This window comes from Streptomyces sp. NPDC058240 (genome assembly GCF_042882135.1).
Classification (GTDB): Bacteria; Actinomycetota; Actinomycetes; order Streptomycetales; family Streptomycetaceae; genus Streptomyces.
This window is the reverse complement of sequence record NZ_JBHVWT010000014.1, coordinates 47,018-66,867: the sequence shown is the minus strand read 5'-3', so window position 1 is coordinate 66,867 and position 19,850 is coordinate 47,018. Positions and strand designations below refer to the sequence as shown.

Genomic DNA, 19,850 nt, shown 5'->3' with positions numbered 1-19,850 from the left:
GCTATGCCAATCATCAGTACGGCCGGGCTCGCCCGGACCTTCGACAGCAGGAACGGACCGGTGCACGCCGTGCGGTCCGTCGACCTGACGGTCGCCCAGGGCGAGATCGTCGGCCTCCTCGGCCCCAACGGGGCGGGCAAGACCACCACTCTGCGGATGCTGACCACACTGCTCACCCCCACCGGCGGCGCCGCCACCGTCGCCGGGCACGATCTCGCCGACGATCCGGCCGGAGTGCGCGCGAAGTGCGGATACGTCGCCCAGTCCGGCGGCGTCGACCCGCACCTGACCGTGCGGGAGGAACTGGTCACCCAGGGACGGCTGTACCGGCTGAGCAGGGCGGACGCGACCGCACGGGCCGCCGAACTGGCCCGCGGGCTCGGCCTCGGCGATCTGTTCGACCGGAAGGCGGTCACCCTCTCGGGCGGTCAGCGCCGGCGCCTGGACATCGCGATGGGCATCGTCCACCGGCCGCCCGTCCTCTTCCTCGACGAACCCACCACCGGCCTCGACCCGGGCAGCCGCACCGACCTCTGGGACCTGGTGCGCGGGCTGCGCGACGACCACGGCACGACGGTCGTCCTCACCACCCACTACCTCGACGAGGCGGACGCGCTCGCCGACCGGCTGATCGTGATCGACCGGGGCGTGGTCGTGGCCGAGGGCACCCCGGCCGCGCTGCGGGCCGAGTACGCAGGATCCCCCGCCGCCTCCCTCCAGGACACCTTCCTCGCGATCACCGGCCGCGCCGCCGCGCCCGCCGATGCCGCACCCCTCTCCGTCCAGGGGCTCTGATGCTGCTTCACGACATCGCGCTCGTCTTCGGGCGGTACGCCCGCCAGACCCTGCGCTCCCGCTTCCAGATGCTCTTCGGCGCACTGATGCCGCTGCTGTATCTGCTCTTCTTCGGCCCGCTCCTCGACGATCTGCCGCTCGGCTCGCCCGGGGACTCCTGGCAGGTCCTGATCCCCGGACTGCTGCTTCAACTCGCCCTGTTCGGCGCCTCGTTCGCCGGATTCTCGATCATCGTCGAGAAGTCCACCGGGGTGGTGGAGCGGATGCGGGTGACACCGGTCAGCAGACTGGCGCTGCTGCTGGGCCGGGTCCTGCGGGACGCCCTGCTCTTCATGGTCCAGGCGGTGCTGCTGGTGCTGGCCGCCCTGGTCATGGGCCTGCGCGCGCCCCTGCCCGGGGTGCTGATCGGCTTCGCGTTCGTCGGTCTGCTCACGGTCGCGCTGGCCTCGCTGTCGTACGCACTGGCCATGAAGGTCGCGACGCCGCAGGAGTTCGGACCCGTCATCAACGCGGTGACCATGCCGGTGATGCTGCTCTCCGGCCTGATGCTGCCGATGACACTGGGGCCGGCGTGGCTGGACGTCACGTCGCGCTTCACCCCCTTGCGCTATCTCGTGGACGCGGTACGGGACGCGTACGTGGGCTCGTACGCCACCTCGCACATGCTGTACGGGGCGGTGGTGGCGGCCGCCTTCGCGGTCGCGGCCGTGGCGGTGGGCGCCCGGGTCTTCCGCCGGGAGGGGCACTAGCCTGGCGGCATGGTCAATCTGACACGTATCTACACGCGCACCGGCGACCGGGGCACCACCGCCCTCGGCGACATGAGCCGTACCGCCAAGACCGATCTGCGGATCTCCGCGTACGCCGACACCAATGAGGCCAATGCCGTCATCGGTACCGCGATCGCGCTCGGGCAGCTCTCCGAGGACGTCGTGAAGGTCCTCGTCCGTGTGCAGAACGACCTGTTCGACGTGGGCGCGGATCTGTCGACCCCGGTCGTCGAGGACCCGAAGTACCCGCCGTTGCGGGTGGAGCAGGGTTACGTCGACAAGCTGGAGGCGGACTGCGACCACTTCCTGGAGCAGTTGGAGAAGCTGCGCAGCTTCATCCTGCCGGGCGGTACGCCCGGGGCGGCGCTGCTGCACCAGGCGTGCACGGTGGTCCGGCGCGCGGAGCGGTCCACCTGGGCGGCGCTGGAGGTGCACGGCGACGTGATGAACGCGCTGACCGCGACGTATCTCAACCGGCTCTCCGACCTGCTGTTCATCCTCGCGAGGACGGCGAACAAGGAGGTCGGCGACGTGCTGTGGGTGCCGGGCGGCGAGCGCTGACCACATGGCCCCGGCGGCCGGACGGGTGCGAGGCCGCGCCCGGCCGGCCGCTCAGCGCCCGGCCGGCTCGCGTTTCGGGAACAACGTGTAGCTCCCCGCGATGACCACGTTGATCCCGATGACCAACAGCATCTTCTGCTGCCACGCCCGCAGCGACGACGCGTCGCCGTCCCCGCCCACGTACCAGACGGCCGCCTGGAGCAGCGCCAGCGCGGTCACCGCCGCGACCGTCCAGCGCGCCGCGACCTTCCACTCGTGCGCCGCGCGCGCCATGCCGTACTTCGGCGGCCGCACCGGCGGCGGCCCGCCCGCGAAGCGGTGGGCGACCCTGGCGTCGACCCAGCGGATCGTGGAGTGGCCGAGCCCCACCGTGAAGCCGATGTAGACCGCGGCGAGCCCGTGCTTCCAGTCGGGCTGCGCCCCGTTCTTCAGGTCGATGGCGGTCACCACCAGCAGCACGACCTCCAGCAGCGGCTCGCACAGCAGCACGGCTGCGCCCAGCGTGGGCTTCTTCGCCAGGTACCGCAGCGCGAGCCCCGCGGCCAGCAGCACCCAGAAGGCGACTTCGCAGAGCACGATCAGCGTGACGATCACGGCACTTCTCCTTCCCGTTCCCTCCAGCCTTCCGGCCACGTCGCCCGGAATCGTCGTCGGCAGTGACGAACCGTGACTGCATCCTTCGATGTACTCGCTCCTCACCCCCGGTAGGGAGGTCCGGGCGGGGGCCGCCGTGTTGGATGGGAGGGTGTTCTCCCTCACCCGGCCGCACCGCCACGACGTGCTCATGGCCGCCATCGGACTCCTCGGCGGTCTCGCCCTGTGGGCGCTCGGCCTGCACCTGCAGGGCAACCGGGCCTTCGTCGCCCCGTGGGTCTCCCTGCTGCCGCTCGCCGTCGTCTCGGGGCTCGAACTGGCACGCAGGACCGCCCCGCAGCCGGCCCTGGTCATCGGCACGATCGCGCTGGTCGCGGACCAGTTCACGGTCGGGAACCTCGCGACGGTCCTGATGTTCACGGATCTCATGTACGCGGCCGTGCTGTACGGGACACCGTCCGCCGCCCGCCGTATCCCGGTGACCACGTTCCTGATCACGGTCGGCATCACCATCGGATTCCTGGCCTGGTTCCGCAACCCCCAGGCACTGCTCATCGGCGTGGTCACCGGCATGGTCTCGTTCCTGCCCGCCATCACGGGGGTCAGCGTCCGCAACCACCGGGACGCCGCCGAGGCCGCCCGGCTGCGCGCCGACCAGACCGCGCTGCTCGCCGAGATGGACCGGACCCAGGCGGTGACCGCGGAACGCACCCGGATGGCCCGCGAACTGCACGACATGGTGGCCAACCACCTCTCGGCGATCGCCATCCACTCCACCGCCGCGCTCTCCATCGACGACCCGGACACCTCGCGCGATGCGCTCGGAGTGATCCGGGAGAACAGCGTCGACGGTCTCGCCGAGATGCGCCGGCTGATCGGGCTGCTGCGTACCGGCGGCGGCTCCCGGGAACCGGCCGCGTCCCCCACCCTCGCCTCGCTGGACGCACTGGTCGAGCAGACCCGTACGAGCGCCGCGTCGAGCGGCCTGAGCTGCGCGTTCGAGGACACCCGGGACGAACGGGGGCCGCTTGCCGCGCCGGTCGAGCTGGCCGCGTACCGGATCGTCCAGGAGTCCCTGACCAACGCGCTCAAGCATGCCGCGCCCGGCCCGGTCGCGGTGCGGCTCGGGCGGTCCGGGCGGCTGCTCACGGTGGAGGTCAGCAGCGTGCTCGGGGACCGCCCCGGGCCGCGCGCACCGGGTTCGGGGGCCGGTCTGGTGGGGATGCGGGAGCGGGTGGCGCTGCTGGGCGGCGCGATCGAGGCCGGTCCGTCGATCGCCGACGGTGGTACGAGGATCTGGCGGGTGCGGGCCGAACTGCCCGTGGAGGAAGGGGTATCGAGGACATGACGATCCGGGTTGTGGTCGCCGAGGACCAGTCGGCCGTCCGGGCGGGGCTGGTGCTCATTCTGCGCAGCGCGCCCGACATCGAGGTCGTGGGCGAGGCCGGGGACGGCGAGGAGGCGGTGCGCCTCGCCCGCGAACTCCGGCCGGATCTGGTGCTGATGGATGTACAGATGCCGCGGCTGGACGGGGTGTCGGCGACCGGACAGGTGGTGGCCGAACAGCTCGCGGACGTACTGGTGCTGACGACGTTCGATCTGGACGAGTACGTCTTCGGGGCGCTGCGGGCGGGGGCCGCGGGCTTCCTGCTGAAGAACGCCGAAGCGCGCGATCTGCTCGAAGCCGTACGTACGGTGGCACGCGGCGAGGGAATGATCGCCCCGGCGGTGACGCGCCGCCTGATCGCCGAGTTCGCCGGGACCGCTCCCGTACGGCCGGTGAAAGCGCCCGACCTCTCGGTACTCGACGTTCTCACCCGGCGGGAGCGGGAGGTTCTGGGCTGTCTCGGCGAGGGGTTGTCGAACGCCGAGATCGCGGTCCGGCTCTCCATGGCGGAGGCGACGGTGAAGACGCATGTGAGCAGGCTGCTGGGGAAACTGGGACTGCGCAGCAGGGTCCAGGCGGCTGTCCTGGCACAGGAGTTGGGCGTCTGAGGCTCAGGGTCTTTCGCTTGGATCACGCCGGGCTCGCGTGCCCCGGCGCCGGACCCCGCTCCCTGATCCGGCCTGATCCGGCCTGATCCAATGAAAGACCCCCAGCCACGAACTTTGGTCCAGACCTCTTGACGGTTGGTCCAGACCTTCCTAATCTCACCGAGCACACTGCGGTGAGCACGCCATGACAATGGCGGGCTCAGGGCGGCGCAGGGTTTGCAGTCCACGGACCACCCCCGTTTGTCCGGACCTCACCCGAGGAGCACCGTTGAGCACTCAAACCCCCCTACGCCGGACCCGATTCAGACTCGGGACCGGAAGAGCCACCAGATCCAGAGCGGTCGCCGGCCTCACCGCGCTGCTGCTTCCACTCGCCGCGCTGGTCGGCCTGGCCTCCCCCGCCGAGGCCGCCACCTCGGCGACCGCGTCCTTCGTCAAGAAGTCCGACTGGGGCAGCGGCTTCGAGGGCCAGTGGACGGTGAAGAACACCGGCACCACCGCCCTGTCCTCCTGGACCATCGAGTGGGACTTCCCCTCCGGCACCGCGGTCGGCTCCGCCTGGGACGCCACCGTCACCAGCTCCGGAACCCACTGGACCGCCAAGAACCTCGGCTGGAACGGTTCGGTCGCCCCCGGCGCCTCCGTCAGCTTCGGCTTCAACGGCACCGGCCCCGGCGCCCCCACCGGCTGCAAGCTGAACGGCGCCTCCTGCGACGGCGGCAGCGTCCCCGGCGACAACACCCCGTCGGCACCGGGCACCCCCACCGCGAGCGCCGTCACCGACACCTCGGCCAAGCTGAGCTGGACCGCCGCGACCGACGACAACGGCATCAAGAACTACGACGTGCTGCGGGACGGCGCGGTCGTCTCGACGGTCACCGGGACGACGTACACCGACTCCGGCCTCAAGGCCGGCACCGACTACTCGTACACCGTGCAGGCCCGTGACACCGCCGGCCAGACCGGTCCGGTCAGCGGCGCGGTCAAGGTCCGCACCAGCGGCGGTGGCGGCAACCCCGACCCCGGCACCGGCGGCAAGGTCAACCTCGGCTACTTCACCGACTGGGGCGTCTACGGCCGGAATTACCACGTCAAGAACCTGGACACCTCGGGTTCCGCCGCGAAGATCACGCACATCAACTACGCCTTCGGCAACGTCCAGGGCGGCAAGTGCACGATCGGTGACTCCTACGCCGACTACGACATGGCGTACACGGCCGACAAGTCCGTCGACGGCGTCGCCGACACCTGGGACCAGCCGCTGCGCGGCAGCTTCAACCAGCTGCGCAAGCTCAAGGCGAAGTACCCGCACATCAAGGTCCTGTGGTCCTTCGGCGGCTGGACCTGGTCCGGTGGCTTCGGTGAGGCCGCGAAGAACCCGGCCGCGTTCGCCGACTCCTGCTACCGGCTGGTGGAGGACCCGCGTTGGGCCGATGTCTTCGACGGCATCGACATCGACTGGGAGTACCCCAACGCCTGCGGTCTGACCTGTGACACCAGCGGCCCGGCCGCGCTGAAGGGCATCACCTCGGCGCTGCGCTCGAAGTTCGGCAGCAACAACCTGGTGACGGCCGCCATCACCGCCGACGGCTCCGCTGGCGGCAAGATCGACGCCGCCGACTACGCCGGCGCCGCCCAGTCCCTGGACTGGTACAACGTGATGACGTACGACTTCTTCGGCGCCTGGGACGCCAAGGGCCCGACCGCCCCGCACTCCCCGCTCACCTCGTACAACGGCATCCCGAAGGACGGCTTCAACTCCGCCGACGCCATCGCCAAGCTGAAGGCCCAGGGCGTCCCCGCCGCCAAGCTGCTGCTCGGCATCGGCTTCTACGGCCGCGGCTGGACCGGCGTCACCCAGGACGCACCCGGCGGCACCGCCACCGGCGCCGCCCCCGGCACCTACGAGGCCGGCATCGAGGACTACAAGGTCCTCAAGAACAGCTGCCCGGCCACCGGCACCGTCGCCGGCACCGCGTACGCCCACTGCGGCACCAACTGGTGGAGCTACGACACCCCCGCCACCATCGGCACCAAGATGACCTGGGCGAAGAGCCAGGGTCTGGGAGGCGCGTTCTTCTGGGAGTTCAGCGGCGACACCACCAACGGCGAACTCGTCGGCGCCATCAACAGCGGCCTGAAGTAACCCCGCCGCCCGAAACGGCCCCCACGGTCTGAAGCAACCCCCCACCAGCACCGCGCATCACCCGAAAAGCAGCCGGGGAGACAGGTCCGCCCCCTGTCTCCCCGGCTTTCTCCAGCTCTTCGTCGATCAGGCCACGTTGACCCGCTGGCCGGGCGGCGCCGCCTCCAGCCAGGCGAGGAATCCGGTCAGCGCGTCCTCGCTCATGGCCAGCTCCAGGCGGGTCTCCCGGTGGAGACAGCCGAGCACCACGGCGTCGGACAGCAGCGCCAGCTCCTCCTCGCCCTCGGGCAGCCGCCGGGCGACCACCTCGATCGCGGAACGCTCCAGGACCCGGCGCGGGCGAGGGGCGTAGGAGAAGACCCGGAACCAGTCGATCCGGTCCTCGCTGTAGCGGGCGACCCCGTACACCCAGCCCTTGCCCGAGAGATCGGGCTCCTCCGGAACGTTCCATCGCACGCTGCAGTCGAAGGTCCCGCCGGAGCGCTGAATCAGCCGCCGGCGCAGACCGAAGACGAAGAGTCCCATCAGAACCAGTGCGACGACCAGCCCGCCCACCCACAGCGCGAGGAACATCTCCACCGACCTCCTCGCGTCGTCGAGTAACGAATACCGCCAGAACTACAACCGCACCTGCATCGCCTCAGCCGCGGCACGGTCTGGAGTGGTCTCCAGCTCGGGCCGCGGCTGAGGGTAAAGCTACGTTGTCGCGGGGCGCTAGCGCACCGCCACCGCACGCAGTCGCACTTCGGCGCGCCGCTCGGAGACGGCGTCCGTGTCCGACTTCGCGCGCTCCAGCGCACGCTCGGCGCGCTGGACATCGATCTCGTCCGCCAGCTCCGCGATCTCCGCGAGCAGCGAGAGCTTGTCGTCCGCGAACGAGATGAAACCGCCGTGCACAGCGGCGACCACGGTGCCGCCATCGCTCGTACGGATCGTCACCGGGCCCGATTCCAGCACACCCAGAAGCGGCTGGTGACCGGGCATGACGCCGATGTCGCCGGACGTGGTGCGCGCGACGACCAGGGTGGCCTCGCCGGACCAGACACTGCGGTCCGCGGCGACCAGCTCGACGTGCAGCTCAGCAGCCAAGGGTGGCTCCTCGGGTCACCACCCGGCCGTTCGAGCCGGGTGTTGGGTCAATTCTACGGGGCGTGGTGAGGGGGACGGGACACGCCCGCCCCCCTCGGTGAGCCATGGGCTCAGGAGACGCCGAGCTCCTTGGCGTTGGCCTTGAGGTCCTCGATGCCACCGCACATGAAGAACGCCTGCTCGGGGAAGTGGTCGTACTCACCGTCGCAGATCGAGTTGAACGCGGCGATCGACTCGTCGAGCGGAACGTCCGAACCGTCCACGCCGGTGAACTGCTTGGCGACGTGGGTGTTCTGCGACAGGAAGCGCTCGACACGACGGGCACGGTGGACAACGAGCTTGTCCTCCTCGCCCAGCTCGTCGATACCGAGGATCGCGATGATGTCCTGGAGGTCCTTGTACTTCTGGAGGATCCCCTTGACACGCATGGCGGCCTCGTAGTGGTCCGCCGCGATGTAACGCGGGTCCAGGATGCGGGACGTGGAGTCCAGCGGGTCCACGGCCGGGTAGATGCCCTTCTCGGAGATCGGACGGGAGAGAACCGTCGTCGCGTCGAGGTGGGCGAAGGTGGTGGCCGGGGCCGGGTCGGTCAGGTCGTCCGCGGGGACGTAGATCGCCTGCATCGAGGTGATCGAGTGACCACGGGTCGACGTGATGCGCTCCTGCAGCAGACCCATCTCGTCGGCCAGGTTCGGCTGGTAACCCACCGCGGACGGCATACGGCCGAGCAGGGTGGACACCTCGGAGCCGGCCTGGGTGTACCGGAAGATGTTGTCGATGAAGAAGAGCACGTCCTGCTTCTGCACATCGCGGAAGTACTCCGCCATGGTCAGACCGGCCAGCGCGACACGAAGACGCGTGCCCGGCGGCTCGTCCATCTGACCGAAGACGAGCGCCGTCTTGTCGATGACGCCCGAGTCGGCCATTTCCTCGATGAGGTCGTTGCCCTCACGGGTGCGCTCGCCGACACCGGCGAACACCGACACACCGTCGTGGTTGTTGGCCACGCGGTAGATCATTTCCTGGATCAGAACGGTCTTGCCGACACCGGCACCACCGAACAGACCGATCTTTCCACCCTTGACGTACGGGGTGAGAAGGTCGATGACCTTGACGCCGGTCTCGAACATCTCGGTCTTCGACTCGAGCTGGTCGAAGTTGGGCGCCTTGCGGTGGATCGGCCAGCGCTCGGTGACCTCGGCCTCGGCCTCGGGCTTGTTCAGGATCTCGCCGAGGGTGTTGAACACCTTGCCCTTGGTGATGTCACCGACGGGGACCGTGATACCGGCGCCCGTGTCGGTCACCGGAGCCTGGCGGACCAGACCGTCGGTGGGCTGCATCGAGATCGCGCGGACCAGGCCGTCGCCGAGGTGCTGGGCGACCTCAAGGGTCAGCTTCTTGAGCTTGCCGTCCTCGGCCGGGTCGGCCACCTGGACGGTCAGCGCGTTGTAGATCTCCGGCATCGCGTCGACGGGGAACTCCACGTCGACGACCGGGCCGATGACCCGGGCGACGCGGCCCGTGGCAACGGCCGTCTCAACTGTGGTCGTCATTACTTGTCACTCCCCGCGGTCGCGTCGGCCAGCGCACTGGCACCACCGACGATCTCGCTGATTTCCTGGGTGATTTCGGCCTGGCGGGCCGCGTTGGCAAGCCGGGAGAGCGTCTTGATGAGCTCACCGGCGTTGTCGGTGGCCGACTTCATCGCGCGGCGGCGGGCAGCGTGCTCGGAAGCAGCGGCCTGCAGCAGCGCGTTGTAGATCCGGCTCTCGACGTACCGCGGAAGCAGGGCGTCGAGGACGTCCTCCGCCGACGGCTCGAAGTCGAACAGCGGCAGGATCTCGCCCTTGCCGTCCTCGTCCTTCGTGGCATCGAGACTGAGCGGCAGCATCCGGTCGTCGACCGGGTTCTGCGTCATCATCGACACGAACTCCGTGAAGACGATGTGCAGCTCGTCCACGCCGCCCTCGGCGGTCTCCTGGGTGACCGCCTCGATCAGCGGGGCCGCAGCCCGCTTCGCATCCGCGTACGTCGGGCTGTCGGTGAAGCCCGTCCACGAATCCGCGAGCTTGCGCTCACGGAAGCCGTAGTAGGCGACACCCTTGCGGCCGATCACATACGTGACGACCTCCTTGCCCTCACCGCGGAGCCGCTCGGTCAGTCGCTCCGCGGCCTTGATGGCGTTGGAGGAGTAACCGCCGGCCAGACCGCGGTCGCTCGTGATGAGCAGGATCGCGGCCCGTGCCGGAGTCTCGGCCTCGGTGGTCAGCGGGTGCTTGGTGGTGGAGCCGGTCGCCACCGCGGTCACCGCACGGGTGAGCTCGGTCGCGTACGGCGTCGACGCCGCCACCTGGCGCTGCGCCTTGACGATGCGCGAAGCGGCGATCATCTCCATCGCCTTGGTGATCTTCTTCGTGGCGGTGACGGAGCGAATGCGGCGCTTGTAAACGCGAAGCTGAGCGCCCATCGATCAGCCCTCGCCCAGGAGCTTGCCGTCCGAGGTCTCGAACTGCTGCTTGAAGGCGGCGACCGCGTCGGCGACCGACTGCAGCGTGTCGTCGGACATCTTGGCGCCCTCGGCGATGCTGGTCAGGAGGTCCTTGCGCTCACGGCGCAGGTACTCCAGCAGCTCGCTCTCGAAGCGACGGATGTCCTCGACCGGGACGTCGTCCATCTTGCCGGTGGTACCGGCCCAGATGGAGACGACCTGCTCCTCGACCGGGTACGGAGAGTACTGCGGCTGCTTCAGCAGCTCGACCATGCGCTTACCGCGCTCCAGCGACGCCTTCGAGGCCGCGTCCAGGTCGGAACCGAAGGCGGCGAACGCCTCCAGCTCGCGGTACTGGGCGAGGTCGACACGGAGACGGCCGGAGACCTGGCGCATCGCCTTGTGCTGGGCGGAGCCACCGACGCGGGAGACCGAGATACCGACGTTCAGGGCCGGACGCTGGCCGGCGTTGAACAGGTCGGACTCCAGGAAGCACTGGCCGTCGGTGATGGAGATGACGTTGGTCGGGATGAACGCCGACACGTCGTTCGCCTTGGTCTCGACGATCGGGAGGCCCGTCATCGAACCGGCGCCCATCGCGTCGGAGAGCTTCGCGCAGCGCTCCAGCAGACGCGAGTGGAGGTAGAACACGTCGCCCGGGTAGGCCTCACGGCCCGGCGGACGGCGCAGCAGAAGCGACACGGCGCGGTAGGCGTCGGCCTGCTTCGAGAGGTCGTCGAAGATGATCAGGACGTGCTTGCCCTGGTACATCCAGTGCTGGCCGATGGCCGAACCGGTGTACGGCGCCAGGTACTTGAAGCCGGCCGGGTCGGACGCCGGGGCGGCGACGATGGTCGTGTACTCGAGCGCGCCGGCCTCTTCGAGGGCACCGCGCACGGAGGCGATGGTGGAGCCCTTCTGGCCGATGGCGACGTAGATGCAGCGCACCTGCTTGTTCACGTCGCCCGAGCGCCAGTTGTCGCGCTGGTTGATGATCGTGTCGACGGCCAGAGCGGTCTTACCCGTCTGACGGTCACCAATGATCAGCTGACGCTGGCCGCGGCCGATCGGCACCATGGCGTCGACGGCCTTGTAGCCGGTCTGCATCGGCTCGTGCACCGACTTACGGACCATGACGCCAGGGGCCTGCAGCTCGAGGGCGCGGCGGCTGTCGGTCGCGATCTCGCCGAGACCGTCGATCGGGTTGCCGAGCGGGTCGACGACGCGGCCGAGGTAACCCTCGCCGACGCCGACGGAGAGCACCTCACCGGTGCGCTGCACCGGCTGGCCCTCTTCGATGCCGCTGAACTCGCCGAGGACGATCGCACCGATCTCGCGCTCCTCGAGGTTGAGGGCGAGACCGAGGGTGCCGTCCTCGAACTTCAGCAGCTCGTTCGCCATGGCCGAGGGAAGACCCTCGACCTTCGCGATGCCGTCGCCGGCAACGCTGACCGTACCGACCTCCTCGCGCGAGGCCGCGTCCGGCTTGTACGACTGGACAAAGTTCTCCAGCGCGTCCCGGATCTCCTCCGGCCGGATCGTGAGCTCCGCCATCTGGGTTCCCTGCTCTCCTTGTTGGGCCCGAAGTTTCTTAAGGGGGTCTGGGGGCCGACCCCCAGGAATCTTCTGCAATTTCTGCACGGCCCAACCGGGCCGCTGGTCTTGCTCTGTTCTGTTGCTGCTCGGCGCTGGTCAGCCGGCCATGCGACGGGACGCCTCTTCGAGGCGCTCCGAGATGGTGCCGTTGATGACCTCGTCACCGACCCGCACCACGATCCCGCCGAGGACCATGGGGTCCACATCGAGATTCAGGTGCATCGGGCGGCCGTAGATCTTCGCCAGTGCGTCGCCGAGACGCTGCTTCTGCCGATCGCTCAGCGGAACCGCCGAGGTGACCACGGCGACCATGCGCTCCCGGCGCTCCGCGGCCAGCTTGGAGAGGGACTCGAGTCCCTCTTCCAGGCTACGTCCACGCGGCTGGGTGACAAGCCGCGTGACGACGCGCTCGGTGGCGGGCTGCGCCTTGCCGCCGAGCAGGCTGTGCAGCAGCTGCCCCTTGGCGGACGCGGACGCGGACCGGTTGGTGAGCGCGGCGCGCAGCTCCTTGTCGGAGGCGACGATCCGGCCGAACCGGAACAGCTCGTCCTCGACGTCGTCGAGGTCTCCGCTGTGCTGGGCGGCGGTGAGGTCTGCGGTGTTCGCCAGTTCCTCGGCCGAGTCGACCAGGTCACGCGACTGCGACCAGCGGGAGCGGACCATGCCGGAGATCAGGTCGACGGTCTCGCCGCCCACCTGGCCGCGCAGCAGTCGTCCGGCCAGCTCCGCCCTGGCCTCGCCGGGCTGCGACGGGTCGGTCAGGACCCGCCGCAGTGAGACCTCGCGCTGGAGCAGCGCCGTTACGGCGGCCAGCTCCTCGGCGAGCTTCGCCGCGTCGACCGACGTGTTGTCGGTCAGCGCGTCGAGGGACTCACGTGCGGTAGCCAGTGCCTCGCGGCTCGCGCCGTTCATCGGACAGCCTCGGCCTTCGCCTCGAGCTCGTCGAGGAAACGGTCGACGGTGCCGCTCTGCCGGGCGTGGTCCTCGAGGGACTCGCCGACGAGCTTGCCGGCCAGGTCGGTGGCGAGCTTGCCCACGTCCTGACGCAGCGCGGAGGCCGCGGCCTTGCGGTCGGCCTCGATCTGGGTGTGGCCGGCAGCGATGATCTCCTCGCGCTGCCGCTGGCCTTCCGCCCGCATCTCCTGCAGGATCACAACGCCCTGCTCTTGCGCCTCCTGGCGCAGGCGCGCGGCTTCGTGGCGGGCTTCGGCGAGCTGAGCCTTGTACTGCTCAAGCACGCTCTGGGCCTCGGTCTGGGCCGCATCGGCCTTCTCGATACCGCCTTCGATGGCCTCGCGGCGCTCTTCCAGAACCTTGTTGATGTTCGGGAGGAGCTTCTTGGCGAGGAAGCCGAAGACGATGACAAAGGCGATGAAGCCAATGACGAGCTCAGGGATCGGCGGGACGAGCGGGTTTTCCGGCTTCTCCGCCGCGAGCTGAACCAGAGGGTTCACGTCAGTGCCTTCCGTCGAATGGTCTGTTCCCGACCAGTCAGGAGGTCGGGTAGACGAACGGCATGACCAGACCGATCAGGGCGAGCGCCTCACAGAAGGCGAAGCCGAGGATCTGGTTGGCGCGGATCAGGCCGGCAGCCTCGGGCTGACGGGCGAGAGCCTGGGTGCCGTTACCGAAGATGATGCCGACGCCGACGCCGGGGCCGATGGCGGACAGGCCATAACCGACGGAGCTGAGGGAACCGGAGACGGCGGCAAGGGTCTGGGACATGCCAGTTCTTCCTTCTCTTTCACGGACCGGCGGGGGTTGGCCACCGGACGACTGGGGGTATGGGAGGCGCGATCAGTGGTGCTCGGCGACAGCGCCCTGGATGAAGGTGCACGCCAGGAGCACGAAGACGTACGCCTGAACAGCCTGGATGAAGAGCTCGAAGGCCGTCATCACGAGGACCATCACGAACGAGACGCCCGCGTAGGCGATACCGATGCCGTTCAGCAGGTACCAGCTGGCGATGGTGAAGAGCAGCAGCAGCGTGTGACCGGCGAACATGTTCGCGAAGAGTCGGACCGCGTGCGTGAAGGGCCGGACCAGGACGTTCGAGAAGAACTCGATGACCATGATCAGCGGGAGAACCGGGCCGAGCGACTTGTCGTAGCCGGTCAGGTTCTTGAAGCCGCCGACGAAGCCATGCCGCTTGAAGGTGATGCTCATCCAGAGGACGTAGACGGTCAGCGCCAGAGCGGCCGGGTACGCGATGATCGATGTCACCGGGAACTGGGCGAGCGGAATGATCGACCAGAGGTTCATCATCCACACGAAGAAGAAGAGCGAGACCATCAGCGGGACGTACTTCTCGCCCTCGCGCTTGCCGAGCGTCTCGTAGACGATGCCGCGGCGGACGAAGTCGTATCCGGCCTCGGCGACCATCTGCAGCTTGCCCGGAACGACCTTCGGCTTACGGAAGGCGGCCCAGAAGAAGCCGACGATGATGACCGTACCGAGGAGCGCCAGCAGCATCGTCTTGTTGAAGTAGATGTTGCTGTCCGCGTCACCGAAGATCGGCTCGAACAGGAAAGAGTGCAAGCCAGGACCCGGGAAACCACAACCGGAGAAGATGTGGCAATCGGTCTCGAAGGCGAGCACCTGTGTCGGGTCAGCACTCACCGCGGGCTCCTTCAGCGTGGCGCATAGGTACGGCAACCTCGTTGTGTCGGCGCGGCGCGCAGCCGCGGTTCGGCACTGGACTGGTGTTACGGATGTGTGAGCGGCAGTCAGGCATTGAGCCTCGCGATCGAGCAGGCGTCAGCTCACATGCCCGCGCCCGCAGTGCCGCAGTTGGAACCGGACGATAGCAGGGTCTCGAACCTGCACTTATCCCGCCCCTACCCTTCACGACTTCGAGCCCGTGTTCTTGGGCTTTTCCGCCTTGTCGGACTCGGGTTCGACGTAAAGGATCTTGGCCTTCATGTGTGCACGCGTCTGTGCGCCGATCCACACGAGAGTCGTAGCGACCAGCGTGATCGCGAAAGCCCTCGGGTTGAACATCGTCGTGTTCTTGAACGCGGCGACGAAGATGAACATCAGGAGAAGCTGAGCCGCATAGAGCATCAGCCCCATCGCCTGGAACAGGTGGGGCAGGGACCGCGCGGTGCGCTGCAGGACCACGAGTCCGATCCCCATGAAGACGATCACCACGATCGTCGCAACGCCCGCGCCCACGGCTCCCTTGCCGCCGGCTACGCCAGCGCTGACGGCGGTGGCAACAGCACCGGCGACAGCGGTGGGTACGGCGGCTTGAAGGAGAGTCCGGGCGTCGTTGGACGGCATGGCGGCAGCTCCGCTTGCAGGGGGTGGGCAGTGTGTCGTCATGGACGAGCGTAGGCCCGGTTTGAGTCGATGCCTCACGCCAATGGACCGTGCTACTCAGGTCCTTCGGCTCCGTCACCGGGCTTCGTGAACGGTATCACAAACTATTTGATGAGGTCTTTACCAAGAAAGTGTGCTCACCGTCACACGTGAGAGTGAATTCGCGCATGTGAGCAAGGCAACTCAATGCGTTGTCTGGTAATGCCCCTTGATGCCCGGTTCTCAGCGTGCGGATTCAGCCCTGTCTCTGTCCGAAAAACGCGAACGAGGGCCGATGGCAGTCGCCCCGTTGACGCCGGAGACTCCCACGACGACCGGGCTGCGCTCCTGCGACTCGGGCTCCGTCTGCCCCATCCGGCTTTCCAGCGGCCCCTGTTGGGCCCCGGGCGCCGATGAGGCTGCCGCCTCGGGAGCCTCACCCTTGCCACGCCTACGGCGGTAGCGGGGCGGTACGAAGCGTTCCGCCCAGTACGGCGCCCGGGGGGTGAAGCGGGGCATCAGCAGCAGTACGAGACCCAGCGTGCTCATCCCCATGATCACCAGCACGATCCACAGGGACGCCGAGTGCACGGAGTAGCCGACCGCCCCGAAGGCGATCAGAGCCGACCAGAAGTACATGATCAGCACGGACCTGCTGTGCGAATGGCCGATCTCCAGCAGCCGGTGGTGCAGATGGCCGCGGTCCGCCGCGAACGGCGACTGGCCGTTCCACGTACGGCGCACGATCGCCAGCACCAGGTCCGCGGCCGGGATCGCGATGATCGTCAGCGGCAGCAGCAGCGGGATGAAGACCGGCAGCATCGCGTGGGTGGCCTCGCGCTCGCTGCCCGCGAAGAGCGTCATCGTGTCCGGGTCGACCCGGCCCGTCACGGAGATCGCCCCGGCCGCGAGCACCAGGCCGATCAGCATCGAGCCCGAGTCGCCCATGAAGATGCGCGCGGGATGCATGTTGTGCGGCAGGAAGCCCAGGCACATGCCCATCAGGATCGCCGTGAAGAGCGTCGCCGGGGCCGCCGCCTCGATCATGTGCCCGTACCAGAGCCGGTACGTGTAGAGGAAGAACGCGGCGGAGGCGATGCACACCATGCCCGCCGCGAGACCGTCCAGACCGTCGACGAAGTTGACCGCGTTGATGGTGATGACGACCAGGGCGACCGTGAGCAGCGTGCCCTGCCACTGGGTGAGCGCGACGGTGCCGACACCGGGGATCGGCAGCCACAGGATCGTCAGACCCTGGATGACCATGACCGCGGCGGCGATCATCTGCCCGCCGAGCTTGATCAGGGCGTCGATCTCGAACTTGTCGTCCAGGACACCGATCAGCCAGATCAGCGCAGCGCCGGAGAGCAGTGCCCGCGGCTCGGTGGAGAGCTGGAAGACCCAGTCGAGGTTGTGGAGATGGGCCGCGACGATCAGTCCGGCGCACAGCCCGCCGAACATGGCGATGCCACCGAGCCTCGGTGTCGGTTCTCGGTGGACGTCACGCGCACGGATCGCGGGCATCGCCCCGATCGCGATGGCGAACTTACGCACCGGACCGGTCAGCAGATAGGTCACCGCGGCCGTGACACAGAGCGTCAGCAGGTAATCACGCACGGGCTGCCCCATAGATTTCGCCGGCCATCTCAGCCCACACCTTAAACCGTCCGGCAGTCAGGGACGGCCGCGCTGCGCAGGCCTCATGACCGAAGACACAGTGAGCGGGCCGATCGGTTCCGCACCGGACGCCCGGGGCCGCTACCCCGGGTAGGGCGGATACTTCTCCGCCAGCTCCCGCACCTGCGCGCGGATGTCGTCCTCCTCACGCACCGCCGTCCCGAAGAGCACCGCCAGCCGGGCCATGTCGCCGTCGTCCATGCCCTGGGTGGTGACGGCCGCGGTACCGAGCCTGATGCCCCGGGCGTCCCCGTACGGCAGTGCGCAGGTGTCCAGCACCAGGCCCGCCGCCGCCAGCCGGGCGCGGGCGGTCCGTCCGTCGACGCCCAGCGGGGCCGGGTCCGCGACGATGAGGTGGGTGTCCGTGCCGCCCGTGGTGACCTCGAAGCCCTCCGCCTCCAGGCCCGCCGCCAGCACCCGGGCGTGGGCGACCACCCGGTGCGCGTACGTCGTGAACGCCGGGGTGGCCGCCTCCCCGAACGCGACGGCCTTCGCGGCGACCGTGTGCATCTGCGCGCCGCCCTGGGTGAACGGGAAGACCGCCCGGTCGATCCGCTCCGCCAGCTCCGCACCGCACAGGATCATCCCGCCGCGCGGACCGCGCAGCACCTTGTGCGTGGTCGCGCAGACCACGTCGGCGTACGGCACCGGGCTCGGCGCCGCTCCCCCGGCGATCAGCCCCATCGGGTGCGCGGAATCGGCGATGAGATACGCGCCCACCTCGTCGGCGATCTCCCGGAACAGCTCGTAGTCAGGGTGGCGGGGGTACGAGATGGAGCCGCTCACGATCGCCTTGGGGCGGTGGGCACGGGCCAGGGCGCGCACCTGTTCGTAGTCGATGAGGCCGCTCTCGGAGTCCACCCCGTAGCCGACGAACTCGAACCAGCGGCCGGAGAAGTTGGCGGGCGAACCGTGGGTGAGATGTCCCCCGTACGGAAGTCCCATCGCGAGCACCGTGTCGCCGGGGCGGAGCAGGGCGGCGTACGCGGCGAGGACAGCGGAGGAGCCGGAGTGCGCCTGGACGTTGGCGTGTTCGGCGCCGAAGAGCGAGGTGGCGCGGCGGCAGGCGATGCGTTCGGCGGCGTCGGCCTGCTCGCAGCCGCCGTGGTGGCGGGCACCGGGGTAGCCCTCGGCGTACTTGTTCGCGAGGGGTGAGCCGAGGGCGGCGAGGACCGCGGGCGAGGTGAAGTTCTCGGCGGCGGTCAGCTGCAGGGTGCTGGACTGGCGGTGCAGCTCCCCCAGCAGCACGGCGGCGATCTCCGGATCCTCCCGGAGCAGGGCGTCGAAGTCCTGCGGCAGGGCGGACCCGGGGGCGGAGGGCGGTGCGGCTGGGGTGGTGACCGGCATCGATGGGCTCCGGGCCTGGGGAGGGGTGCGCTGGCGTCAGCTCCAATGTAGGCCCGCGAAGGGCCTCCTGCCTGCTGTGCGGCGCCGTGGTGCACCCGTTGGGCCCTGGGGTGCCCGGCCGGTGCGTACGCCGGTCGGAGTGGCGCGGACGCGATGGCGCGGGGGCGCCCGTCAGTGCGGTGCGGGTACGCCGGTCAGGGCCGTGACGACCGGGTCGAGGGCCTGGTTGATCTCGTCACCGACGGAGCGGAAGAACGTGATCGGGGCACCGTACGGGTCGTACACCTCGTCCGCCTCGGCGGTGGGGGCCAGCAGCCAGCCGCGCAGCGCCGCCGCGGCGCGGACCAGTGCGCGGGCGCGCTCGACGACGCCCTCGTCCCGCGGGTCGGGCAGCGTGGCGGGGTCTATCGCCCGGACCAGCCGGGTGAATTCCTTGAGGGTGAAGGTCCGCAGGCCGGCCGAGTGCCCCATCGAGATCACCTGCGCGCGGTGGTCACGGGTGGCCGTGAGCACCAGGTCGGCGCGGATCACGTGCTCGTCGAGCAGTTCCCGGCCGACGAAGCCGGTGGTGTCGGCGCCGAAGTCGGCGAGGACGGTCTCGGCGTTGGCCTCCATGGGGGCGCCCTCGTGGCCCCAGGTGCCCGCGCTCTCCACGATCAGTCCGCCGCCGAGCGGATCGCCGAGGCGGTCCACCAGGGCATGGCGGGTCAGCCGCTCGGTGATCGGTGAGCGGCAGACGTTGCCGGTGCTGACGTGGAGGATGCGGAAAGAGTCGGCCCGCCCCGCTATGCCACGCCCCTCAGGGGCGGTCAATTGGCCACCTCGAGGTCGGGTACCACCTTGCGGAGCTCCTCCACGGAGAGCGCACCGGCGCGCAGCAGCAGGGGGACCTTGCCGGTCACGTCGACGATCGACGAGGGCACGATGCCGGGCGTCGGGCCGCCGTCCAGGTAGACGGAGACGGAGTCGCCGAGCATCTCCTGGGCGGCGTCGCAGTCCTCGGGAGCCGGGTGGCCGGTGAGGTTGGCGCTGGAGACGGCCATCGGGCCGACCTCCGTGAGCAGCTCGATGGCGACCGGGTGCAGCGGCATCCGGATGGCGACGGTGCCGCGGGTGTCCCCGAGGTCCCACTGGAGCGACGGCTGGTGCTTGGCGACGAGCGTGAGGGCGCCGGGCCAGAAGGCGTCGACGAGCTCCCAGGCCTGCTCGGAGAAGTCGGTGACCAGGCCGTGCAGGGTGTTCGGGGAGCCGATCAGGACGGGGGTCGGCATGTTGCGACCGCGGCCCTTGGCGTCCAGCAGATCGGTGACGCCCTCGGAACTGAAGGCGTCCGCACCGAGGCCGTACACGGTGTCGGTGGGCAGCACGACCAGTTCGCCGCGGCGGACGGCCGACGCGGCCTCACGCAGACCCGTCGTGCGGTCGGTCGCGTCGTTGCAGTCGTATCGCCGTGCCATCAGCCGGCCTCCTCAAGCGTGTACGGGTATGACGG

At 69.2% G+C, this 19,850-nt stretch carries 21 protein-coding genes; 6 read left to right on the top strand and 15 right to left on the bottom strand.

Annotated features, from left to right (window positions below):
• Positions 1 to 3: 3 nt before the first annotated feature.
• The 3 genes from ACFVX4_RS22495 to ACFVX4_RS22485 are packed head-to-tail and all read left to right on the top strand — an operon-like array spanning position 4 to position 2,126.
• Positions 4 to 795, top strand: a complete 792-nt coding sequence (locus ACFVX4_RS22495) for an ABC transporter ATP-binding protein (protein ID WP_389980150.1) — start codon at positions 4 to 6, stop codon at positions 793 to 795.
• Positions 795 to 1,544 (top strand): ABC transporter permease, encoded by a 750-nt coding sequence (locus tag ACFVX4_RS22490; protein ID WP_389980148.1) that lies wholly within the window; start codon positions 795 to 797, stop codon positions 1,542 to 1,544. The genes ACFVX4_RS22495 and ACFVX4_RS22490 overlap by 1 nt, the downstream gene beginning before the upstream one ends.
• 9 nt (positions 1,545 to 1,553) lie before the next feature.
• Complete coding sequence (locus ACFVX4_RS22485; RefSeq protein ID WP_389980146.1) at positions 1,554 to 2,126, top strand: cob(I)yrinic acid a,c-diamide adenosyltransferase; 573 nt, start codon at positions 1,554 to 1,556, stop codon at positions 2,124 to 2,126.
• Positions 2,127 to 2,177: 51 nt separating this feature from the next.
• On the opposite strand, the gene ACFVX4_RS22480 is transcribed toward ACFVX4_RS22485, so the two are convergent.
• Positions 2,178 to 2,720, bottom strand: a complete 543-nt coding sequence (locus ACFVX4_RS22480; protein ID WP_389980144.1) for a hypothetical protein — start codon at positions 2,718 to 2,720, stop codon at positions 2,178 to 2,180.
• A 151-nt stretch (positions 2,721 to 2,871) separates the two neighbouring features.
• Here ACFVX4_RS22480 and ACFVX4_RS22475 point away from each other — a divergent pair, with 151 nt between their 5' ends.
• From ACFVX4_RS22475 to ACFVX4_RS22465, 3 genes are all read left to right on the top strand, one after another.
• Positions 2,872 to 4,068 carry a sensor histidine kinase gene (locus tag ACFVX4_RS22475; protein WP_389980142.1) on the top strand — a complete coding sequence of 399 codons (1,197 nt, stop codon included), beginning with the start codon at positions 2,872 to 2,874 and terminating at the stop codon, positions 4,066 to 4,068.
• Positions 4,065 to 4,715 carry a response regulator gene (locus ACFVX4_RS22470; RefSeq protein WP_389980140.1) on the top strand — a complete coding sequence of 217 codons (651 nt, stop codon included), beginning with the start codon at positions 4,065 to 4,067 and terminating at the stop codon, positions 4,713 to 4,715. Before ACFVX4_RS22475 ends, ACFVX4_RS22470 begins: the two co-directional genes overlap by 4 nt.
• A 268-nt stretch (positions 4,716 to 4,983) precedes the next feature.
• Positions 4,984 to 6,861 (top strand): glycosyl hydrolase family 18 protein, encoded by a 1,878-nt coding sequence (locus tag ACFVX4_RS22465; RefSeq protein WP_389980138.1) that lies wholly within the window; start codon positions 4,984 to 4,986, stop codon positions 6,859 to 6,861.
• A 126-nt stretch (positions 6,862 to 6,987) separates the two neighbouring features.
• Here ACFVX4_RS22465 and ACFVX4_RS22460 read toward each other — a convergent pair whose 3' ends face one another.
• The 14 genes from ACFVX4_RS22460 to ACFVX4_RS22395 all read right to left on the bottom strand — a co-directional run bounded on the left by ACFVX4_RS22460 (position 6,988) and on the right by ACFVX4_RS22395 (position 19,815).
• Positions 6,988 to 7,434 carry a DUF2550 domain-containing protein gene (locus ACFVX4_RS22460; protein ID WP_266431277.1) on the bottom strand — a complete coding sequence of 149 codons (447 nt, stop codon included), beginning with the start codon at positions 7,432 to 7,434 and terminating at the stop codon, positions 6,988 to 6,990.
• Positions 7,435 to 7,575: 141 nt separating this feature from the next.
• On the bottom strand, positions 7,576 to 7,950 hold the full coding sequence (locus tag ACFVX4_RS22455) for a F0F1 ATP synthase subunit epsilon (protein ID WP_389980136.1): 375 nt from the start codon (positions 7,948 to 7,950) through the stop codon (positions 7,576 to 7,578).
• Between the two features lie 110 nt (positions 7,951 to 8,060).
• Positions 8,061 to 9,503, bottom strand: coding sequence for a F0F1 ATP synthase subunit beta (atpD, locus tag ACFVX4_RS22450; protein ID WP_389980134.1), 1,443 nt, complete (start codon positions 9,501 to 9,503; stop codon positions 8,061 to 8,063).
• Positions 9,503 to 10,417: a F0F1 ATP synthase subunit gamma gene (locus ACFVX4_RS22445; protein WP_317862146.1), complete on the bottom strand. Its 915-nt coding sequence runs from the start codon at positions 10,415 to 10,417 to the stop codon at positions 9,503 to 9,505. The genes atpD and ACFVX4_RS22445 overlap by 1 nt, the downstream gene beginning before the upstream one ends.
• 3 nt (positions 10,418 to 10,420) lie before the next feature.
• Entirely contained in the window at positions 10,421 to 11,992 is a 1,572-nt protein-coding gene (atpA, locus tag ACFVX4_RS22440; RefSeq protein ID WP_389980132.1) for a F0F1 ATP synthase subunit alpha, read from the bottom strand.
• A gap of 138 nt (positions 11,993 to 12,130) precedes the next feature.
• Positions 12,131 to 12,946, bottom strand: a complete 816-nt coding sequence (locus ACFVX4_RS22435) for a F0F1 ATP synthase subunit delta (RefSeq protein WP_389980130.1) — start codon at positions 12,944 to 12,946, stop codon at positions 12,131 to 12,133.
• Positions 12,943 to 13,488, bottom strand: a complete 546-nt coding sequence (locus ACFVX4_RS22430) for a F0F1 ATP synthase subunit B (protein ID WP_389980128.1) — start codon at positions 13,486 to 13,488, stop codon at positions 12,943 to 12,945. Before ACFVX4_RS22430 ends, ACFVX4_RS22435 begins: the two co-directional genes overlap by 4 nt.
• A gap of 37 nt (positions 13,489 to 13,525) precedes the next feature.
• Positions 13,526 to 13,759, bottom strand: coding sequence for a F0F1 ATP synthase subunit C (locus ACFVX4_RS22425; protein ID WP_389980126.1), 234 nt, complete (start codon positions 13,757 to 13,759; stop codon positions 13,526 to 13,528).
• Positions 13,760 to 13,831: 72 nt separating this feature from the next.
• Positions 13,832 to 14,668 carry a F0F1 ATP synthase subunit A gene (gene atpB / locus ACFVX4_RS22420; protein ID WP_389980318.1) on the bottom strand — a complete coding sequence of 279 codons (837 nt, stop codon included), beginning with the start codon at positions 14,666 to 14,668 and terminating at the stop codon, positions 13,832 to 13,834.
• Positions 14,669 to 14,878: 210 nt separating this feature from the next.
• A complete protein-coding gene (locus tag ACFVX4_RS22415) occupies positions 14,879 to 15,316 on the bottom strand; it encodes a hypothetical protein (protein ID WP_385551132.1) in 438 nt (145 codons plus the stop codon).
• A gap of 261 nt (positions 15,317 to 15,577) precedes the next feature.
• Entirely contained in the window at positions 15,578 to 16,963 is a 1,386-nt protein-coding gene (locus tag ACFVX4_RS22410) for an MraY family glycosyltransferase (protein WP_389980124.1), read from the bottom strand.
• A 129-nt stretch (positions 16,964 to 17,092) separates the two neighbouring features.
• Positions 17,093 to 18,358, bottom strand: a complete 1,266-nt coding sequence (gene glyA / locus ACFVX4_RS22405; RefSeq protein WP_389980122.1) for a serine hydroxymethyltransferase — start codon at positions 18,356 to 18,358, stop codon at positions 17,093 to 17,095.
• A gap of 171 nt (positions 18,359 to 18,529) precedes the next feature.
• Positions 18,530 to 19,171 (bottom strand): protein-tyrosine-phosphatase, encoded by a 642-nt coding sequence (locus ACFVX4_RS22400; protein WP_389980120.1) that lies wholly within the window; start codon positions 19,169 to 19,171, stop codon positions 18,530 to 18,532.
• The gene (locus ACFVX4_RS22395; protein ID WP_389980118.1) at positions 19,168 to 19,815 is read right to left on the bottom strand and encodes an L-threonylcarbamoyladenylate synthase; all 648 of its coding nucleotides are present in this window, start codon (positions 19,813 to 19,815) and stop codon (positions 19,168 to 19,170) included. Before ACFVX4_RS22395 ends, ACFVX4_RS22400 begins: the two co-directional genes overlap by 4 nt.
• Between the last annotated feature and the right edge of the window lie 35 nt (positions 19,816 to 19,850).

Excerpts from the sequence above, each read along its gene's own strand:
- ACFVX4_RS22395 (WP_389980118.1), bottom strand. The coding sequence starts at position 19,815 with ATGGCACGGCGATACGACTGCAACGACGCGACCGACCGCACGACGGGT.
- ACFVX4_RS22460 (WP_266431277.1), bottom strand. The coding sequence starts at position 7,434 with ATGTTCCTCGCGCTGTGGGTGGGCGGGCTGGTCGTCGCACTGGTTCTG.
- ACFVX4_RS22445 (WP_317862146.1), bottom strand. The coding sequence starts at position 10,417 with ATGGGCGCTCAGCTTCGCGTTTACAAGCGCCGCATTCGCTCCGTCACC.
- ACFVX4_RS22425 (WP_389980126.1), bottom strand. The coding sequence starts at position 13,759 with ATGTCCCAGACCCTTGCCGCCGTCTCCGGTTCCCTCAGCTCCGTCGGT.
- ACFVX4_RS22410 (WP_389980124.1), bottom strand. The coding sequence starts at position 16,963 with ATGGGGCAGCCCGTGCGTGATTACCTGCTGACGCTCTGTGTCACGGCC.
- ACFVX4_RS22435 (WP_389980130.1), bottom strand. The coding sequence starts at position 12,946 with ATGAACGGCGCGAGCCGCGAGGCACTGGCTACCGCACGTGAGTCCCTC.
- ACFVX4_RS22470 (WP_389980140.1), top strand. The coding sequence starts at position 4,065 with ATGACGATCCGGGTTGTGGTCGCCGAGGACCAGTCGGCCGTCCGGGCG.
- ACFVX4_RS22485 (WP_389980146.1), top strand. The coding sequence starts at position 1,554 with ATGGTCAATCTGACACGTATCTACACGCGCACCGGCGACCGGGGCACC.
- ACFVX4_RS22495 (WP_389980150.1), top strand. The coding sequence starts at position 4 with ATGCCAATCATCAGTACGGCCGGGCTCGCCCGGACCTTCGACAGCAGG.
- atpD (WP_389980134.1), bottom strand. The coding sequence starts at position 9,503 with ATGACGACCACAGTTGAGACGGCCGTTGCCACGGGCCGCGTCGCCCGG.
- glyA (WP_389980122.1), bottom strand. The coding sequence starts at position 18,358 with ATGCCGGTCACCACCCCAGCCGCACCGCCCTCCGCCCCCGGGTCCGCC.
- ACFVX4_RS22490 (WP_389980148.1), top strand. The coding sequence starts at position 795 with ATGCTGCTTCACGACATCGCGCTCGTCTTCGGGCGGTACGCCCGCCAG.
- atpA (WP_389980132.1), bottom strand. The coding sequence starts at position 11,992 with ATGGCGGAGCTCACGATCCGGCCGGAGGAGATCCGGGACGCGCTGGAG.
- ACFVX4_RS22415 (WP_385551132.1), bottom strand. The coding sequence starts at position 15,316 with ATGCCGTCCAACGACGCCCGGACTCTCCTTCAAGCCGCCGTACCCACC.